We start from the raw sequence: 15,033 nt of genomic DNA on the forward strand, positions 1-15,033 counted from the left end.
GTACGCACACGAACCGACGTGACTCGAGCGATCGATCTGGTTGACTCGGGAACATGGGCGGATCCAACCAACCTGACATCGATGCGCTCGTGAAGCAGATCATCGCCGGACGCGACCCGTCCGAACTCCTGGAGGACCTGCGTCGAGGGCGCATCCTCGACTCGCTGCGCACCGGCAGCTTCCAGCAACACTTCAACAAACCGGTCGCGGTCGCCGCGCCGCTGGATGAGCCGTTGCTGCTGACGATCAAGGTCGAACTCGAGGACTCCGAACCGCTCATCTGGCGGCGGTTGCAGGTGCGCACGGACATGGCGCTCGACGCGTTCCACGACGTGCTGCAGGACGCGATGGGGTGGTCGAACAGCCACCTGCATCGGTTCCATATTCCCGGCGATCGGAACTACTTCCTCAACGAGTTCGACGTCGGTGAGGGCGAGAGTGGGACGCCGGAGACCGACGTCCGGCTCGACCAGATTCTGCGCGCCAAGGGCGACGGACTGAACTACGAGTACGACCTCGGTGACGGGTGGGAACACCGGATCGTCGTGGAGCAGGTACGGACGGCGACTCCCGACGACAAGATCGCGAAATGCGTTGCGGGAGGACGACGTTGCCCGCCCGAGGACGTCGGTGGGATCGGGTTCTTCAACGACCTGGCAGCAGAGTTGCGGCGGGTGAAGGACCCGCAGTTGCTGAGCGGCGAGTTCGAGGACCTCGCGCACTGGTTGCCGGCGGACTACGACCCGGATGACTTCAGCGTCGAGGATGCGAACTTCGCCCTGTCGATGTCGGGAACGGGTGGCGCCTCAGCGATCTTCGATGTTGCGGTTGACGGGGTGCAGCGTGCGCCCGAGTTCGAAGCGCTGGTCGGCCGGTGTCCGCGGCATCTCATCGGTGAACTCATCCTGCTCAGCAGCGAAGCCTTGCGGGCAGCGCCGGCCACGGACGTGGAGTTGCGGGAGCAGTTGCGTCCGTTCCAGACGATGCTCGACCTGGCCGATCCGGACGGCATTCCGTTGACCAAGGCGGGCTGGCTCGCGCCAGATGCGTGCGAACACGTTTGGAACGAGAGCGGATTGAACTGGGGCTATGGCAAGGGCAACCGCGAGCAGCACACGCCTGAAGTGAGCCAGCTGCGTCGTGAGTGTGTCGCCCTGAAGCTGCTGCGCAAGCACCGCGAGCGGCTCCTGCTCACACCGCTCGGACGGAAGGCCGGTGCGGATGCAGGGGTTCTGTCGTCGGTCGTTGCCGGGTCGTTGCTCCGCGGTGAGACCGAGATGGGTCGGGATGTGAACGTTCTTGCGTTGCTGCTACTTGCGGCTGGTCGGCCGTTCGAGACACGTGACGACTTCGAGGACCAGGTGGCGAACTTGCTCACGGAGCTCGGTTGGCGGGCAGGGGATTACGCCGAGGCGCCCGTGCATCGGCACGAACTGCGGGTGTATCGCATCGAGCGGATCGTTGCCGGCGATCCGAACGCTGCTTTTCGTTGGACGGGGCCGGTCGTATCCGCGGGTGCGCGTCAGCTCGCGAAGAAGGCGCTCTGGCCGGACGCGTGATGGAGTTTCGTTGAGTGTCAACGGGTTTCGGCGCATGCAACCTCGTACCTCGGCTGCACGGCTCAACCAGCGGAAATTCTGGGACTCAACCAGCGAGAGGTGTGCTGGGGGTCAGTAGAGGGGGTCGCGGAGGACGGGGCAGGTCATGCAGCGTCCGCCGCCGCGTCCGCGTCCGAGTTCGCCGGCGCTGATCGTGATGACCTCGATGCCCGCGTTCGCGAGCGCCTTGTTGGTGGCGGTATTGCGGTCGTAACCCATGACGACGCCGGGTTCGAGGGCCAACAGGTTGGCGCCGTCGTCCCACTGTTCGCGTTGCACGCCGAACGGGTCGCCGTCGGTCGCGACCGTGCGCAACTTCGTGCCGAGGGCCTTGCCCACCGTCTCGACGAAGGACGTGTCGGCGCGGTGCACGTCGAGGCCGGACGGCGCGTTCGGGTCGGGACGCAGCGTGATCGGCACGATGCGGTCGGTGATGGGCGCGAACGCGGTCACGACGTCCTCTGAGCAGAACGTGAACACGGTGTCGAGGTGCATCGCAGCACGCAGCTTCGGCAACGCGGCAACGATCACCTGCGCAGCAGCGCCCGCGTCGAAGAGCGTGTGCGCGACCTGGGTGATCGCCTGCTGCGAGGTGCGCTCCCCCATACCGATGAGCACGACGCCGTTACCGACGGGCATCACGTCACCGCCCTCGAGCGTCGCGAGTCCGCGGAACAGATTGCGCCCGTCCGGATCACCGAACCAGTACGTCAGATCCTGATCGGCGAACGCCGGATGGAACCGGTACACCGCCGTCGTCAGCAACGTTTCCTGTTGTCGGACAGGCCAATACATCGGGTTCAGCGTGACACCGCCGTAGATCCACGACGTGTTGTCGCGCATGAACAACGTGTTCGGCAACGGCGGGATGAAGAACCCCATCTGGTCGAGGTCGCGGGCCACCTGCAGCAGCGGACTCGACAGATCGTCCGGCACGTCTCGGTACGACACCCCTCCAACGAGGTACTCCGTCAATTCTGCAGCGGGCAACGAGTCGAGCCAACTGCGCAGGTCGTCGGTGAATGCCGCCCCGACCCGGTCATCGGTCACCTTGCGGTCGAGCACCCATGCGCGAGCTACAGGTTGGTCGAGGATGTCGGTCAGCAGATCGAGCAGGTCGAGCACCTCGACGCCACGCGATTCCATCTTCGCCACGAAGTCGGCGTGGTCTCGCTGGGCCTTCTCGACCCAGATGACCTCGTCGAACAACAGGTCCGCGCACGTGTCAGGGGTGAGGCGCAGGTGCGCCAGGCTCGGACGACAGACCAGGACGCGGCGCAGGCGTCCGGCCTCGGAATGGACTCCGACTTCAGGCATTCGTCGATCGTCTCATTCCGGAGTGCGCCGATCAGTTGTTCAGCCCGCTGCCCTTGTAATAGAACCGGCCCGCTCCGCGGACGGCCCAGTAATAGGTGGACGCGATCGCGCGGCACGTCGCGCCCTTGCCGGCGGCGGCGCACGCGTTGTTCATCCGGGTGCGGAACGCGGTGTCGCAGGTCAGGCGGTTGGTGCGGCTGCCCGCGCTGTAGCACGCGTCGTGGCGGGTGCACGCGTAGTGGAAGTTCGCCCCACCCGGCGGGTTCTCGGGGACGAGGCGTCCGATCCAGTTGTTGGGTCCGCACTGGAACTCGCCCGCTGCGTAGACGTAGGTAGCGGTGGGTGCGGCCTGCGCTTCCGGGACCGTCGTCAGGGAGACACCGGCCGCCATCGCGACCCCGCTCATCACTGTCAAGAATTTGCGACCCGCCATGTCCGCCCCGTTTCGTCGAAGTGTGAAGCTCCAACGTTGCAGGCGGGCGGGCCGGTGGGAATGGGTGAGTGCGTTTCTTTGCGAAGTTCTTACTCGGACGCGCGCGGTCGGGCGGGCGTCGAACGTCAGCCTGGTTTCGGCGCGTGGGCGTTCGCAAGCTCACTCCCACGGCTCAACCAGCGAAACGCGAGGACTACTTCTTCTTGGCCGCCTTCTTGCTGGTCGCCTTCGTGATCGGCTTCTCAGTGACCTTGCCCAACTTGTTCACCTCACCTGCGTGGTCGGGGACGTAGGTCTGGGAGGTACGGGGCGGGCGGGTGTAGCCGACAGGTGCGGGGCGCTCCGGGATCGACGGCACCTTCACCTTCACGTACTCCCACGGAATCATCGACAGCAGGTGCGCGATCACGTTGATGCGGGACGCGCGCTTGTCCTCGGATTCGACCACGTACCAAGGCGATTGCGAGCGGTCGGTGGCAGCGAACATCTGGTCCTTGGCCTGTGAGTAGGCCTCCCAGCGGGTGATCGACTCGAGGTCCATCGGGGACAGCTTCCACTGCCGCATCGGGTCGCTGTGACGCGACTTGAAGCGCGCCTCCTGCTCAACGTCCGACACCGAGAACCAGTACTTCAACAGGATGATGCCGTCGTCGATCAGCATCTGCTCGAAGATCGGCGCCTGCACCAGGAAGCGCTCGTACTGCTCCTCCGTACAGAACCCCATCACATGCTCTACGCCGGCGCGGTTGTACCAGGAGCGGTCGAAGATGACGATCTCGCCGGCGGCCGGCAGGTGCTGGATGTAGCGCTGGAAGTACCACTGCGTCTTCTCGCGGTCGGACGGCGCGGGCAGCGCGGAGACGCGAGCAACGCGCGGGCTGAGGTACTCGGTGATGCGCTTGATCGCCGAACCCTTGCCGGCTGCGTCCCGGCCCTCAAAGATGACGACGACACGGGCACCGGTCTCCTTGACCCACTCCTGCATCGCCACCAGCTGAGCCTGGAGTCGCTCCAACTCCTCTTCGTAGAGGTCCTTGTCCATGCGGACCATGCCGCTCGCAGTCTTCTTGGCCATGTTCCGATCGTGCCATTGCGGCCCGCTGTCTGTTGCCAATTGGGCCGACCGGTGAGTGGCATCCGTCTCACCATGTGCGCGTCCGGCACCGATTCGACTGCGGAGACGGCCGATCGCAGAGGACGAGTCAGCACACGGGCGGTGCCGTTCAGCGCGAAAGATACTCAGCCGCGCACTCCCCAACCCCGGAGTGGGAAGCGCGACGGCTGAGGTCTTTGTGGCCCGCCTCAGGCGAGGTCGAGCTTGGCGTTCTCGCCGTCGTCCGGACGCTGCTTGGTGACCGCGCCCTTGACCATGCCGAACAGCTGCGCGGGCTTGCTGGGCGAATCCCAGAACTCACCACCGGTGAGGTTCACCCGGATCAACGCGACCTCAGGGCTCTCCGGCTCCCGCTGGAACCAGGCCTGCGCGAACGGGTTCCACAGCTCCTTCTTCTTCGCGACGTCGTCGACCAGTTCGCCTGTGCCACTGGCCGATACCCACGACGTGCCACTGACGAACGCGATGTTCACCTGCGGGTGCGTGGCGAGCTGGTCGATCTTCGGGGAGTCGGCGAACGCCATGAACCACAGCGTCCCGACGACGTCCACCTTCTGCACCGCCATCGGACGGCTGATGATCGTGCCGTCGGCGTCGAGCGAGGTGAACATGCAGGTGCGCTCGTCCTTGACCATCTCGACGAACGTCGGGACGTCGTGCGCCGGTCCCTGCGCGGGGTCGGGCCTCCGACACGCCAATTAAGGGGAACGCAATGAACAAGAAGGACGAACCGGACGCAAGTGCCTGCCCGCAGACGTACGTGGAGCCCTGGCGCTAGAGAAATGGACGTAATGACGACCAGCTCCCTTCACTACGGCTGTAGTCAAGGGAACCGGTCGTTACTGGGTGCGGCTCTTCGCAGGCGCGGTCAGCGCAGGATGCCGTTGCCGACCTTGCGTCCCCACCAGCGTCCGAGTCCGAGCTTGTCGCCGGAGAACGTGTAGGCGACCACCAGGAGTCCGAGTGCCTCGAGCCAGTGGCTGTCGAAGACCGGGTTCGTGAAGCCCTTGCCGGACTGGCCGATCGGGAACTCTGCGAGGTACATGAGGAAGAGCAGCAGCGTGCCCGACCAGGCGGCGAGCTTCAGGCCCGCGCCGAAGAGCATCGCGATGCCGATACCGGCGAGGCCGGCCATGAACAGCCAGTCGGACCACGTGCCGGCGATGTTCTTGAAGAAGTCGCCGAACGGGCCCTCCGCGTTCTTCATGAATCCCTGCGCCGGCTTGCCGCCGTTGACCCAAGCGCGTGCCTCGGGGGTCGCGTAACCGAGGCCGAACAGCTTGTCCAGGAACGGCCACAGGAAGAAGAAGCCGAGGATGATCCGCAGGATGCTCAGCAGCCAGCGAGCGATCGGGGATCGGACGACGTCCTCCTGGAACGTCACCGCGTGGTCGGTTGCGTCGTGGTCGCGACGCCCTGCGCGGTCGTGTCCTTCGTCAACTCGGCGGTCTGTCGTGTTGCTCATGGCCAACATCCCTCCCACGGGGTGGTGGGCGATCCGGGGCGGATCGGCCTACCTACTATCAATGGTAGTACTACGCCGCGTAAGTGGCCACTCCATTGCCTCGGTGTGTCGTGTCGGTGTCGGACGGGCGAAGTTCGAGGCGGCGTGTCGGCCGTTGCCTGGAGAGTGTCAGTGCCGAGCAATACGATCCAGATGCAGAGCCCTTCAAGGGGGCCACGATCAAGGGGGACACGTGAAGCGACGCATGCTGGGAGCAACGGCCGCGGCGGTGCTGGTGCTGAGTGGTTGCAACGGTGGTTCGAACGACGCCGCGACGAAGTCATCGCCGGCAAGTTCGGCGAGCGCGACCGGGTCGAGCACCTCAAGCGACTCGACGACGACCGGGTCGCCGAGGCCTACGTCATCCTCCGCCTTGACCTCCACGGCCTCGCCGAGCTCGTCCGCATCGTCGACACCCAGCAGCACATCCGGTGGGCGTACCGAGATCGTCGGCATCAACCCACGTACGACCTCGGGCACCCTCGCACCCGGATGGACGACGCGCCGCGACTCGATGGGCTGCGGCGGTTACACAGACCCGTCAGGTTTCGCGATCGCCGACGGCATCTTCCACTGCGGCTCGAACGCACAGGGCCTGAACGCCTGCTGGCCACTGAGCGATGGAACGTCCGCATGTCTGCACTCCGCGTTCAACCGTGAGCTGGCGCTGATCGACACTCCGGACGGCAGTGCGGTGAAAGCATCGGCATCGGCCTCTCCGTTCGCCGTCGAGTTGAGTGACGGCGTGCGCTGTGAGGTGGTCAGTCATGCGCACCACCCGCCGCGCCCGGACCAGCGGTTGTCCTGGTACTCCTGCGCCGACGGCCGCGGCTTGTTCGCGCGTTCCAGCGCAGACCCGCTCCCGAGCAGCTTCGACCGAAGCGCAGCGGCGTGGACTGCAGATGCAGCAACCGGCAACGGCGCGATGAAGAAGGTCTCGATCCGCAAGGCGTGGTTCGCCACCGCGACGAAGATGTCCGCCGCCTCGTCCCCGGCAGCCTCTGGCCTCGACCAGGTCGGCACTGCGAACGCGTTCCTGCGTGCGATCGGAGCGAAGAACGAGACCAAGGCCGCTCAGTACGGAACGCCCGCAGCGATTCGTGGCACCGACAGCGGCGGGATCGAGAACGTCGTCTACAACACGTGCACGCCGAAGGGCGGCACCCCGTGGACGTGCGTGGCCGAAGTGGGCGAGAACCACACCGACAACGTCTGGTACGCGACCTTGACCGTCACCAAGCAGAGCGGTCGTTGGATGGTCACCGGCTACCGGCCGTGGGACACCTGCGAGACCACGCCTATCGAGAGCTGCGTTCCGAGCTGATCTCGGTGACAGCGGTCGCGGCGAGGTTGTGCCAGCGCCACGGTTTGTCGATCAACGCATGACCGCCGCCGGGCACCTCGGTGTAGGTCGCGTCTGCCCCTAGTGCCTGGAGCCGTTCGACGAACCGGCGCGCTTTCGCGGGCGAGCAAACGGTGTCGTTCTCACCGTGGATGACTCGAACGATCTTCTCGCGCAACGGTTCTGCGTGTTCGTCGTCGGCCACCCAGGGCGCAAGGGCGACGCTGCCGATCACCGACTTCTCGCGTCCGGCGCGGATCGCCGCCCACCCCCCGCTGGAGTGACCCAGCAGCACGATCGGCAGGTCGTACTCGGCGTGCAACCGGCGGACGAGTTCACGGGCCTGGACGACTCCGCTCCCGGACTGCGCCACCCAGCCGCCGTGCGTGTTGTGCACCAGCACCGGGGCGACCCGGCCCCTCGACACTCGCCGGACGGCCGACGCGAAGGGGAGCATCCGTAGGTATGAGATATCCCGGAAACGCTTGGGCTGCAGCTCGGTTGCGCGCCCGCCGTGGAGCAGGAGTGCGATGGCCTGGGTGCGTCCGGTGACGCGGACGCGTCCCTGGCGGACCGCGTCCATCGCGTCGTCGAGGTCGATGTCGTCCGGCATTGTCCGACTCTGTTCACCTGACTCAGGGCAGCAACACGACTTTGCCGGTGACCGTGCGGGTCTCCAGCGACTTCAGCGCCTCGGCGGCCTGCTCGAGCGGGTAGGTGTCGCCCACGATGGGCTTCAGGACGCCGCTCTCCAGGTGCGGGCGCAGCGCCTCCCACTCCTTGCCGATGTGCCCCGGACGCGTCAACGCGTACGCGCCCCAGCCGACGCCGACGACCGAGATGTTGTTCAGCAGAAGGCGATTCACCTTCACCTCGGGAATCGAACCGGCGGTGAATCCGATGACCAGGATGCGTCCGTCGTCCTTCAGGCAACGAAGCGAGTCGGTGAAGCGGTCACCGCCCACCGGGTCGACGACGATGTCGACCGACTTGCCGACCGCGTCCTTGAATCCCTCGGCCAGCACGAACTCGTCCGCGCCGGCCTGCTTGGCGACCTCACCCTTGGCCTCGGTCGAGACGACCGCGATCACCCGTCCGGCGCCGAAGGCCTTGGCGACCTGGATGGACGCGGTGCCGATGCCGCCGGCGGCGCCGTGCACCAGGACGGTCTCGCCCTCGGCGAGCTGCCCGCGTTCGACGAGTCCGAAGTAGGCGGTGCAGTAGTTGAACAGGAAGGACGCGCCTTCTTCGAAGCCGACCGAGTCGGGCAGCTGGAACGTGAGCGACGGGTCAGCGGCCACCTTCTGTGCGAACCCGCCGAGCAGCGGGAGCGCTGCCACCCGGTCGCCCTGGGACAAGCCGCTCCCTTCGGGGGCGGACTCGACGATGCCGGCGACCTCGGCGCCCGGGACGAAGGGCGTTTCGGGCTTCATCTGGTAGAGGCCACGGGTCTGCAGGAGTTCGGGGAAGGCGACGCCGGCCGCCTTCACGTCGATGACGACCTTGTCGTCGCCGGACGGGTCGGGCAGCTCGTTGAATTCAAGGGCGTCGGGTCCGTCGAGGGTGGTGATCTGAATGGCCTTCATGGTCTTCCTTCGTGAATGTCGTTGTGGGACCTGATTGCTGCTGAAGTCGCTTCGTTCGCGCACGAGGTTTCGGCGCAGGCTGATTCCTTCGTCATCAGCCTGGCTCAACCAGCGGGATCGTCGGTATCAGCATGGCTCAACCAGCGCGATTGTCGGTATCAGCCTGGCTCAACCAGCGCGATTGTCGATATCAGCCTGGCTCAACCAGCGCGATTGTCGATATCAGCCTGGCTCAACCAGCGGGATTGTCGGCACTGGGCGACTCGGCCGGCGTGGGTCACCACGCCGGTCGAGTAGCGAGGGAGGGCTACCGACCGAGCGCGATCGAGACCTGGTGCGGAACACGGTCACCTGTACGTGGGCATGGTGAGGCCGAGGGCGTTGGTCCAGAGTCTCGTGGCGGTGGTGACCAGCGCGTCGACCGGGGTGTTGTCGTCGAACAGGTAGGAGTCGTTCGCCAGGCGGGAGACCATGCCCGAGAGCGCGGTGGCCGCGATCCGGGCGTCCAGCTCGGCGTCCGCGAGGCCGCGTTTCTGCAGGTCACGGATCGCGCGGGTGTTGCGGTCGATGAACGCGTCCGCCCTCGCTTTACGCAGATCGCGGAAACGCGGGTCGACCGAGGCCACCTGCCCGAGCAACTGGTTCAGCCGCGCGTTACGTGAAAACGCTTCGAAATAGGCCCGATTGCTCTCGGCGATGATCGCCACCGGGTCGTCGGCCGGGGCGATGCGTCCGGTGCCGGGGTGCAGCATGTCGGCCTGAGCCTCGTGCAGCACCGCCGCGAACACTTCGTCCTTGCCGTCGAACCAGGTGTAGAACGTGCCGATCGAACACTGCGCCTCGGCCACGATGTCGACCAGGCGCGAGTCGACGTACCCGTCGCGTTCGAAGACGGTGCGAGCCGCACGGACGAGGTTGTCCCGCGTCCGGCGGCCGCGCGGTGTCTGCGGTTGGACGCCGACCATCGACGGGTCGACCAGCGCCGGCAACGAGGCCGAGCGCGCCGCGGTCACGACTTCTTGCCCCAGTTGGCGTCGCGGCGACGCAGTTCCTGGCGGGCGATCGTCATCTTGTGCACCTCGTCCGGGCCATCGGCCAGACGCAGGGTGCGCATGTGGGCGTACATCTTCGCCAGCGGGAAGTCGTCGCTCACGCCGCCGCCGCCGTGCACCTGGATCGCGCGGTCGATGACCTTGAGCGCGACGTTCGGTGCGACGACCTTGATCGCGGAGATCTCGGTGCGGGCGCCCTTGTTGCCGACGGTGTCCATCAGGTACGCCGCCTTCAGGGTGAGCAGGCGGGCCATCTCGATCTCCATGCGCGACTCGGCGATCCAGTCCTGGATGTTGGAGCGGTTGGCGATCGGCTGACCGAAGGTGACGCGCGACTGGGCGCGGTCGATCATCAGGTCGAGGGCGCGCTCGGCAACACCGATTGCCCTCATGCAGTGGTGAATTCGGCCCGGACCGAGACGTGCCTGACTGATCATGAAGCCGTCACCCTCACCGGCCAGCAGCGCCGACTTCGGGACGCGGACGTCCTCGAAGATGACCTCGGCATGACCCTCGCGGTCCTGGTAGCCGAAGACCGGCAGGCCGCGGACGACCTTCACACCGGGGGTGTCGAGCGGGACGACCATCATCGACTGCTGGCGGTGCTTCTCGGCCGACGGATCGGTCTTGCCCATCACGATGAGGACCTTGCAGTTCTTGTGCAGGGCGTTGGAGGTCCACCACTTGCGGCCGTTGATGACGTACTCGTCACCGTCGGCAACCATCTGCGTCTCGATGTTGGTGGCGTCCGAGCTGGCGACGGCCGGCTCGGTCATCGCGAAGGCCGAGGCGATCTTGCCGTCGAGGAGCGGCTTGAGCCACTTCTCCTTGTGCTCGTCGGTGCCGAAGAGAGTCAGCACCTCCATGTTGCCGGTGTCGGGCGCGTTGCAGTTCGTCGCCTCAGGTGCGAGCTCGATGCTGCGTCCCATGACCTCGGCGAGGTGCGCGTAGTCGAGGTTCGACAGGCCGGGGCCCCACTCCTTGTGCGGGTGGAACAGGTTCCACAGACCGCGGTCGCGTGCCTCGGCCTTGAGGTCCTCCAGCACCTGCGGGTGGTGGTTGACGTCGCCGGACGTCACCATCTGCTCGTGGTACACGCTCTCGGCCGGGTAGACGTACTCGTCCATGAAGGACAGCAACTTCTCCCGGTACTCCTGGCCGCGCTCACTGGGTTCGAACATGGTTCGCCTCTCGTCGGTGGTTTCCTCCAGTCTTACCTGAATCCGGATTCAGGTTCAAGGTGGCGGCTGGAATCAGGTGGATGATCTCCGGGCTTCTCGAGCTGTGTGGTTGCGTCCCAGCGACCCTCACCTGGTCTCGATCACGGCACTCCGCTGACGCTCCGCACCTACTCGACCACCGTTGGAGACCTCGTCCACCGGCGTGGGAGACCTCGATCTGTTGGCGGCCGTGCTCTACGAGCGCTATACGACGAAGGGCGGATCCTCAAGAGGATCCGCCCTTCGGTCTTCGCGTGCGCGAGGGGGGAGTTGAACCCCCACGCCCTTTCGGGCACACGGACCTGAACCGTGCGCGTCTGCCTATTCCGCCACTCGCGCGAGACCACCCAAGTTTGCCTTGTCGAGGTCCCTGACACAAATCGAGTTGTTTCCCGTCCGGGTGAGCACTTTCACAGTGGCTACTCACAACTGTGGAGAACAGTGTGGATAAGTGGGGAGAACATGTTGAGACATGTGTAACGGTCGCCTGTTCAACCGGCGTCCGGCGCGGGCTGGCGGGCGGATGGGTGGGAGGTACCTGTGGAGATCGGTCGGATGAGTTCGCGGCGGGCACGAACGAAGGAGCTACGGACGCGCGTTACGCCGAGGTACGCGCCTGTACTCCGTCGTAACGCGCGATTGTCGCGCTTTCGTGCGTGAATTCCGGGCGACGTGTCAGGATCGGGCGCATGGATCCGGTCATCGGGGTAGTGCTGTGCATCCTCATCGTCGTTGCCGTCGTGTTCGGGCTGAAGGCTCTGAACGCCAAGAACTCGAAGGTTCCGGTCTTCGACGGGGTGGCTCCTGGAGTGATTCCGGCCAACCCGCACGCGCACCCGACGCAATTCGTGTCGTCCAAGAACCTTTTGCCCAACCCGCCGCCGCCCAGGTTCGAGCCGCCGGAGCGAATCCTGTCGTGGATGACCGGCGCGCTCGGGCCGAAGGGAGTCGGCGGACGTGACTTCGGCGCCCTCGTCGTCGACCTGGCCGTGGCCGGGTACATCCGCATCGACAAAGACCCGAATGCAGACCAGTCGCGCCGGCGTTCGAACACCGACTGGAATCTGACCCGTACGAACAAGGACGCGAGCCAGCTGGTCGGCGCCCCGCACGAACTCATGCTGATGGCGTTTCCGCAGGGCAACCCGGGCGACGTCACCGAGATGGACGCCCTCAGCCGGCGTGCCCGTGCAGGCGTCGGTCAGATCGTCCGCGACTGCATGAACACGGACGCCGACGTGGCCATCGGCGCCGGGAACCGGTTCGAGCGTCACCCGATCCGGACGGCGCTGCAGGCGCAGACCGACCAGTTCCACCAGTACCTCAAGACCGCCGAGGCCGACCAGATCCGTGTAGAGCAGGCCGCTTCGATCTTCAGCCGCTATCTGCCGTGGGCCATCGCGCTCGGTGAGGCCGAGCACTGGGCGAAGGTCTTCAAGGACGTCGCCCGCAACGCCGGGATCGGTGACGGCAGCGTCGGGGCGACGGACGCCGTCATCCTCAGCACCTGGGGGACGGACCTCGCGTGGTTCGGCGGCGTGGACTTCGGTGGCTTCGGGGACGGTGGGTTCGACGGCGGGTTCTTCGACAGCGGGTTCGACGGGTTCGGCGACTCGATCGGTGGACTGACCGACGGCATCGGCGACTTCGGTTCGTCGATGGACTCGTTCGGTGGAGACATCGGTGGCGGCTCGGGCGGGTCGGACGGTGGCTCGTCCGGTGGGGGTTGGAGCAGCTGCTCGAGTGGAGCCAGTTGTGGAAGTTCGAGCTCGTGCAGCGGGTCGAGCTGCGGTGGCGGCGGGAGCTGCGGCGGCGGGAGCTGAGGTCGTCCGGGTCGAGTGGCTGGGTGTTCGTTCGCCCGTCACCATGGTCTCGATCGCGGCACTCCGCTGACGCTCCGCGCCTACTCGACCACCGTCCGAACGGTCTCGATCCCTTCGACACGACACTCGTACCTCGCGTCGGCTCAGGACAAGCGCATGTGGCACTCCGCTAACGCTCCGCACCTACTCGACCACCGTCCGAATGGTCTCGATCCCTTCGACACGACGCTCGTGTGGTGGCTGGTCGTTCGTCCTCGCACTGGTGTCGGCGCCTGCGGGCAGTGTCGAAGCCGCGGGGCAACACGGAAACTGATGGGAACCCGCCAATCGTTGGTGCCCTCGTTACGATGACGTGACTGCCGCGCGAACTCGACTCGTGGATCACAGCAGTCACACGCATCACAGGCCGGGATCGACGCGACAAGGAGGGCGACCACATGGGCTTGTTCGACAAGCTCGAGAAGCGCCTCGAGTCCGGGGTGAACAGTGCGTTCGCCAAGGCGTTCCGCGCCGAGGTCCAGCCGGTCGAGCTCGCGAGCGCGATGCGCCGGGCCATGGACGACCGCGCCACCAGCGCCGGCAAGAACAAGCGTCCGATCGTGCCGAACCTGTTCGACATCGAGCTCAGCAGCACCGACCACGAACACCTCACCGCCTACCAGGCCGCGCTGGTCGATGAGTTGAAGGCGAGCGCCGCCGAGCACGCCGAGACGCAGCGGTACACCCCGGGCGGGCCGCTCGCGGTCAACTTCACCGAGAACGATGCGCTCGAGACGGGCGTGTTCAAGGTGCGTCCCTCGATCGCTCGCCAGGCGGTGCAGCAACCCGATCCGGAGCCCCCGCACGAGGCGCCGACCGACGCTCCCGAACCGGAGCCGAGTCGTAAGCCGGCCGGCGGGTTCGCCCTTCCGGGTATGCGGCGCCGCAAGCACGATCCCGAGTTCGACGATCGCAGCGAAGCCGTCACCCACCACGCGGGTGGGGCGCACGACACCTACACCGGCCGGTCGGACGAGGACGCCGACGACCGGGACGAGGACTCCCACGACAGGGCCCAGGACGCCCACGGCTGGGAAGAAGAGGACGAGTTCGGCCACGCCTTCGTCCGACGCAACCAGTCGGATCACCAGGATCACGACGCGCAACACCCGAACCGCCAGCCGACGCAGTACGCGAACGAGCAGGACCAGCAGGACGAGTACGAACAGCCCGCGAGGTACTACGAGGAGCAGCCCGAGCGTCCGGCGCCGTGGACCCCCAGTCCGGCCGCGCCGCGCAGCTACCGGCAGCGTCCCTACCTCGACATCGACGGCGACCGCTACCCGCTGATGGGCGCGATCACCATCATCGGCCGCGACGACGACGTCGACATCGTGCTCGACGACAGCGGAGTATCGCGGCGGCACAGCGAAGTTCGGGTCACGAACGACGGTCCGCACCTGGTAGCGAGCTTGTCCGACCTGGGCTCCACGAACGGCACGTTCCTCAACGGCGAACGGGTCACCAGCGTCCACCTCGACGAGGGCGACCGCATCACGGTCGGCCGCACGTCGATCATCTTCCGGCAGGGCAAACGTCGATGAGCGAATTGACCATCACCGCAATCCGATTGGGACTGCTGGCGTTGTTGTGGGCCTTCGTGTTCAGCATCGTCGGCGTCCTGCGCGGTGACCTGTACGGCGCCCGCACGGTCACCCGCGGCGCCTCGCGTCCCGTCGCCGCACCGGCGGCCGGACGCGCCCCCAAGCGGCGCGGCCCCACCCACCTGGCCGTGGTTGACGGGCACATGCGCGGCATCACCGTGCCGCTGACCGAGAACGGCGTGCTCATCGGTCGCAACCCCGAGTGCAGCCTGGTGCTGTCGGACGAGTTCGCCAGCGGCCGGCACGCGCGCGTATACCCCGAAGGCGACCAGTGGTTCGTCGACGACCTCGGCTCCACCAACGGTACTTTCGTCGGCCCGCAGCGCATCGGCGAACACGTGCCGTTGCACGAGGGATCCCACATCCGGATCGGCACCACGGTGCTCGAAGTCAGGAAGTAA

The 15,033-nt window shown here is 66.3% G+C and carries 15 protein-coding genes and 1 tRNA gene; 5 read left to right on the top strand and 11 right to left on the bottom strand.

The genetic code is table 11. From position 1 onward, the window contains the following. Positions 1-53 precede the first annotated feature (53 nt). Positions 54-1,559: a plasmid pRiA4b ORF-3 family protein gene (locus tag ACYU8W_RS03565; protein ID WP_499466713.1), complete on the top strand. Its 1,506-nt coding sequence runs from the start codon at positions 54-56 to the stop codon at positions 1,557-1,559. Between the two features lie 111 nt (positions 1,560-1,670). On the opposite strand, the gene ACYU8W_RS03570 is transcribed toward ACYU8W_RS03565, so the two are convergent. From ACYU8W_RS03570 to ACYU8W_RS03595, 6 genes are all read right to left on the bottom strand, one after another. After that, a complete protein-coding gene (locus ACYU8W_RS03570; protein ID WP_499466715.1) occupies positions 1,671-2,915 on the bottom strand; it encodes an arginine deiminase in 1,245 nt (414 codons plus the stop codon). A gap of 31 nt (positions 2,916-2,946) precedes the next feature. Continuing rightward, positions 2,947-3,321, bottom strand: coding sequence for a phospholipase A2 (locus ACYU8W_RS03575; RefSeq protein WP_168990279.1), 375 nt, complete (start codon positions 3,319-3,321; stop codon positions 2,947-2,949). A gap of 220 nt (positions 3,322-3,541) precedes the next feature. Continuing rightward, positions 3,542-4,423: a polyphosphate kinase 2 gene (ppk2, locus tag ACYU8W_RS03580; protein WP_141927304.1), complete on the bottom strand. Its 882-nt coding sequence runs from the start codon at positions 4,421-4,423 to the stop codon at positions 3,542-3,544. Between the two features lie 227 nt (positions 4,424-4,650). Then, positions 4,651-5,160, bottom strand: coding sequence for a pyridoxamine 5'-phosphate oxidase family protein (locus ACYU8W_RS03585; RefSeq protein WP_499466716.1), 510 nt, complete (start codon positions 5,158-5,160; stop codon positions 4,651-4,653). Between the two features lie 170 nt (positions 5,161-5,330). Then, positions 5,331-5,927, bottom strand: coding sequence for a DoxX family protein (locus ACYU8W_RS03590; RefSeq protein ID WP_499466717.1), 597 nt, complete (start codon positions 5,925-5,927; stop codon positions 5,331-5,333). A 219-nt stretch (positions 5,928-6,146) separates the two neighbouring features. Next, positions 6,147-6,446 carry a hypothetical protein gene (locus ACYU8W_RS03595; protein ID WP_499466719.1) on the bottom strand — a complete coding sequence of 100 codons (300 nt, stop codon included), beginning with the start codon at positions 6,444-6,446 and terminating at the stop codon, positions 6,147-6,149. 34 nt (positions 6,447-6,480) lie between these two features. Here ACYU8W_RS03595 and ACYU8W_RS03600 point away from each other — a divergent pair, with 34 nt between their 5' ends. Next, complete coding sequence (locus ACYU8W_RS03600; RefSeq protein WP_499466720.1) at positions 6,481-7,290, top strand: hypothetical protein; 810 nt, start codon at positions 6,481-6,483, stop codon at positions 7,288-7,290. Here the strand turns inward: ACYU8W_RS03600 and ACYU8W_RS03605 are convergent. From ACYU8W_RS03605 to ACYU8W_RS03625, 5 genes are all read right to left on the bottom strand, one after another. Next, positions 7,265-7,921: a hypothetical protein gene (locus ACYU8W_RS03605; protein WP_499466722.1), complete on the bottom strand. Its 657-nt coding sequence runs from the start codon at positions 7,919-7,921 to the stop codon at positions 7,265-7,267. The genes ACYU8W_RS03600 and ACYU8W_RS03605 overlap by 26 nt on opposite strands. Before the next feature lie 22 nt (positions 7,922-7,943). After that, entirely contained in the window at positions 7,944-8,894 is a 951-nt protein-coding gene (locus ACYU8W_RS03610; RefSeq protein WP_499466724.1) for an NADPH:quinone oxidoreductase family protein, read from the bottom strand. Positions 8,895-9,241: 347 nt separating this feature from the next. Beyond that, on the bottom strand, positions 9,242-9,907 hold the full coding sequence (locus ACYU8W_RS03615; protein ID WP_239702767.1) for a TetR/AcrR family transcriptional regulator: 666 nt from the start codon (positions 9,905-9,907) through the stop codon (positions 9,242-9,244). Then, on the bottom strand, positions 9,904-11,127 hold the full coding sequence (locus ACYU8W_RS03620) for an acyl-CoA dehydrogenase family protein (RefSeq protein ID WP_129627736.1): 1,224 nt from the start codon (positions 11,125-11,127) through the stop codon (positions 9,904-9,906). The genes ACYU8W_RS03615 and ACYU8W_RS03620 overlap by 4 nt, the downstream gene beginning before the upstream one ends. A gap of 294 nt (positions 11,128-11,421) precedes the next feature. Next, a tRNA-Leu gene (locus ACYU8W_RS03625) sits at positions 11,422-11,505 on the bottom strand. Between the two features lie 350 nt (positions 11,506-11,855). On the opposite strand from ACYU8W_RS03625, the gene ACYU8W_RS03630 reads away from it, so the two are divergent. The 3 genes from ACYU8W_RS03630 (at position 11,856) to ACYU8W_RS03640 (ending at position 15,033) form a co-directional block, all read left to right on the top strand. Then, positions 11,856-12,989 carry a DUF2207 domain-containing protein gene (locus ACYU8W_RS03630; RefSeq protein WP_499466727.1) on the top strand — a complete coding sequence of 378 codons (1,134 nt, stop codon included), beginning with the start codon at positions 11,856-11,858 and terminating at the stop codon, positions 12,987-12,989. Positions 12,990-13,426: 437 nt separating this feature from the next. Beyond that, positions 13,427-14,572, top strand: a complete 1,146-nt coding sequence (locus tag ACYU8W_RS03635) for an FHA domain-containing protein (RefSeq protein WP_499466729.1) — start codon at positions 13,427-13,429, stop codon at positions 14,570-14,572. Beyond that, entirely contained in the window at positions 14,569-15,033 is a 465-nt protein-coding gene (locus ACYU8W_RS03640; RefSeq protein ID WP_129626442.1) for an FHA domain-containing protein FhaB/FipA, read from the top strand. Before ACYU8W_RS03635 ends, ACYU8W_RS03640 begins: the two co-directional genes overlap by 4 nt.

It is taken from the genome of Yimella radicis (assembly GCF_054778255.1).

What these genes read in the sequence shown, in the direction of transcription:
- ACYU8W_RS03575 (WP_168990279.1), bottom strand. Translation starts at nt 3,321, where the DNA reads ATGAGCGGGGTCGCGATGGCGGCCGGTGTCTCCCTGACGACGGTCCCG.
- ACYU8W_RS03565 (WP_499466713.1), top strand. Translation starts at nt 54, where the DNA reads ATGGGCGGATCCAACCAACCTGACATCGATGCGCTCGTGAAGCAGATC.
- ACYU8W_RS03600 (WP_499466720.1), top strand. Translation starts at nt 6,481, where the DNA reads ATGGGCTGCGGCGGTTACACAGACCCGTCAGGTTTCGCGATCGCCGAC.
- ACYU8W_RS03610 (WP_499466724.1), bottom strand. Translation starts at nt 8,894, where the DNA reads ATGAAGGCCATTCAGATCACCACCCTCGACGGACCCGACGCCCTTGAA.
- ACYU8W_RS03605 (WP_499466722.1), bottom strand. Translation starts at nt 7,921, where the DNA reads ATGCCGGACGACATCGACCTCGACGACGCGATGGACGCGGTCCGCCAG.
- ACYU8W_RS03640 (WP_129626442.1), top strand. Translation starts at nt 14,569, where the DNA reads ATGAGCGAATTGACCATCACCGCAATCCGATTGGGACTGCTGGCGTTG.
- ppk2 (WP_141927304.1), bottom strand. Translation starts at nt 4,423, where the DNA reads ATGGCCAAGAAGACTGCGAGCGGCATGGTCCGCATGGACAAGGACCTC.
- ACYU8W_RS03570 (WP_499466715.1), bottom strand. Translation starts at nt 2,915, where the DNA reads ATGCCTGAAGTCGGAGTCCATTCCGAGGCCGGACGCCTGCGCCGCGTC.
- ACYU8W_RS03635 (WP_499466729.1), top strand. Translation starts at nt 13,427, where the DNA reads ATGGGCTTGTTCGACAAGCTCGAGAAGCGCCTCGAGTCCGGGGTGAAC.
- ACYU8W_RS03630 (WP_499466727.1), top strand. Translation starts at nt 11,856, where the DNA reads ATGGATCCGGTCATCGGGGTAGTGCTGTGCATCCTCATCGTCGTTGCC.
- ACYU8W_RS03620 (WP_129627736.1), bottom strand. Translation starts at nt 11,127, where the DNA reads ATGTTCGAACCCAGTGAGCGCGGCCAGGAGTACCGGGAGAAGTTGCTG.
- ACYU8W_RS03590 (WP_499466717.1), bottom strand. Translation starts at nt 5,927, where the DNA reads ATGAGCAACACGACAGACCGCCGAGTTGACGAAGGACACGACCGCGCA.